We start from the raw sequence: 2,049 nt of genomic DNA on the forward strand, positions 1-2,049 counted from the left end.
TTTAGATAACCTTTATTTATAAGATATGGCTTACCTAAGGTTTATTATTGTTTCTTTTCTAAGAATCGTATAAGTATACCGGGAAACACCCACCTATGGGCCTTCCGGTTGCCCTGGATAATCCTTTCCATCGTCATTAGGCATTTATTCTGTATCATTGTTCCCCTTTATGCCTGATTTTTATCTGTCATATTTGAAAAGCCGGTTTCATGGCACCGTGGAAGGTGCCGGGGAAGAACTATTGATTTGCCTGCATGGCTTTGGCGAAAGCGCCGCTCATTTTCACCCGCTAACTGCCACACTGGGCAATACCTTTACTTTAGTAGCGCTGGATATGCCCCTGCATGGCAGCACCCAATGGGAAGAGGACCGTGTTTTTGAGAAAAACGACCTGGCGGCACTGGTGGAAATATTACTGCAACAACATGGAAAGGAACGTTTTTCCCTGTTGGGCTACAGTATGGGAGGGCGCCTTTCCCTGTGCCTGGTGGAAAAAATGGCCGGGCGGATCAACCACCTCATCCTGGCTGCAGGAGATGGGTTGAGAAATAACCCCTGGCATATGTTTGTTACCCAAACCGCTGCGGGAAACAGGCTGTTTAAATACAATACATATCATCCCCGCCTGTTTTTTACGTTATTACATACATGGAGGAAACTGGGGTTGCTGAACCAGAGCGTGTATAAGTTTGCGCTGCACCGTATGAATGAACCGGAAAAAAGGGAGTTGGTATACAACGTATGGACCAATTTGCGCCATATGATGCCTGATAAAAGGCAGTGTAAACAATTATTAGGCAAATATAACGTTCTGACTCTCCTGATATTCGGGAAGTACGACCGTGTAATTCCTCCAGTACTGGGTACCCGCTTTGCGGATGGTTCTTTTCCCTGTAAAATACTGGTAATGGAAAAAGGGCATCAGCTGATATCCGATCAACTGGGGCTTATCATCAAAAAAAACCTTTAACCCGGATGTATCTTTTTGTAATTATACTGTTAGTGTTGGCTTTAGGGTATGGCATACTAATGTTGTGGTATACCCTGGGCTGGAAGCGCCTGAAAAATTTTTCCCCCGCAGCGCCATCGGCCTGCCATACTCCCGTTACTGTGATCATTCCTGCCCGGAATGAAGCAGCTAACCTGCCAGCCCTGTTAGAGGCGCTGAAACGGCAAACCTATAACCCTGCCCTGTTGGAGGTAATTGTAATAGATGATTTTTCAACAGATGATACTGCCGAAGTAGTGAGCAATTTCCCGGCAGAAAATATTCACTTGCTGGAGTTAAAACAATATCTCAATGAAGAAGAACGGTTAAATTCCTTCAAGAAAAAAGCCATAGAAATTGCTATCTCAAAAGCTACCGGCAGCCTTATTGTAACCACGGATGCTGATTGTGTAATGGGTCCGCGCTGGATTGAAACACTGGTGCAGTTTTACGAACATCATCAACCTAAATTCATTGCTGCACCGGTCAGCTTCTATAAAGAACATAACTTTTTTAAAAGATTGCAGTCGCTCGACTTCATGACCATGCAGGGCATTACCGGCGCTGCTGCGCAGCTGGCCTCCGGTACCATGTGTAACGGCGCTAACCTCGCCTATGAAAAAAAGGCGTTCCTGGAAGTAGGCGGGTTCACAGGTATCGATAATATTGCCTCCGGCGATGATATGCTGCTGATGTATAAGATTTACAGCGCTTACCCTGATAAGGTGAGTTACCTGAAATGCGAAGACGCAGTAGTGCGCACACTGGCCGTAGATACCTTCAGGGATTTTATGAACCAGCGGATCCGCTGGTCGTCGAAGGCAGATAAGTATGAAGATAAGCGGCTCACCTGGGTACTGCTGCTGGTATACCTGTTCAACGCCGGTTTGCTGGCACTGGCGGTAATAGCGGTGTTTCTGCCGGTATGGTGGCCATGGTTCCTTATTATCATGTTGTTTAAAATAACCCTGGAACTTTATTTCCTGCTTCCTGTGGCGAAGTTTTTTAATAAAACAGAACTGTTGTTATGGTTTATCCCGGGACAGATATTTCATATTCCT

The 2,049-nt window shown here is 45.6% G+C and carries 2 protein-coding genes; both read left to right on the forward strand.

The window, feature by feature from the left end; genetic code table 11:
• Window positions 1-193 precede the first annotated feature (193 nt).
• Entirely contained in the window at window positions 194-970 is a 777-nt protein-coding gene (locus VN105_RS18275) for an alpha/beta hydrolase (RefSeq protein WP_325642970.1), read from the forward strand.
• Between the two features lie 5 nt (window positions 971-975).
• On the forward strand, window positions 976-2,049 hold a 1,074-nt coding region (locus VN105_RS18280), incomplete at its 3' end, for a glycosyltransferase (protein ID WP_325642971.1).

The organism is Chitinophaga sp. (assembly GCF_035564935.1).
Classification (GTDB): domain Bacteria; phylum Bacteroidota; class Bacteroidia; order Chitinophagales; family Chitinophagaceae; genus Chitinophaga.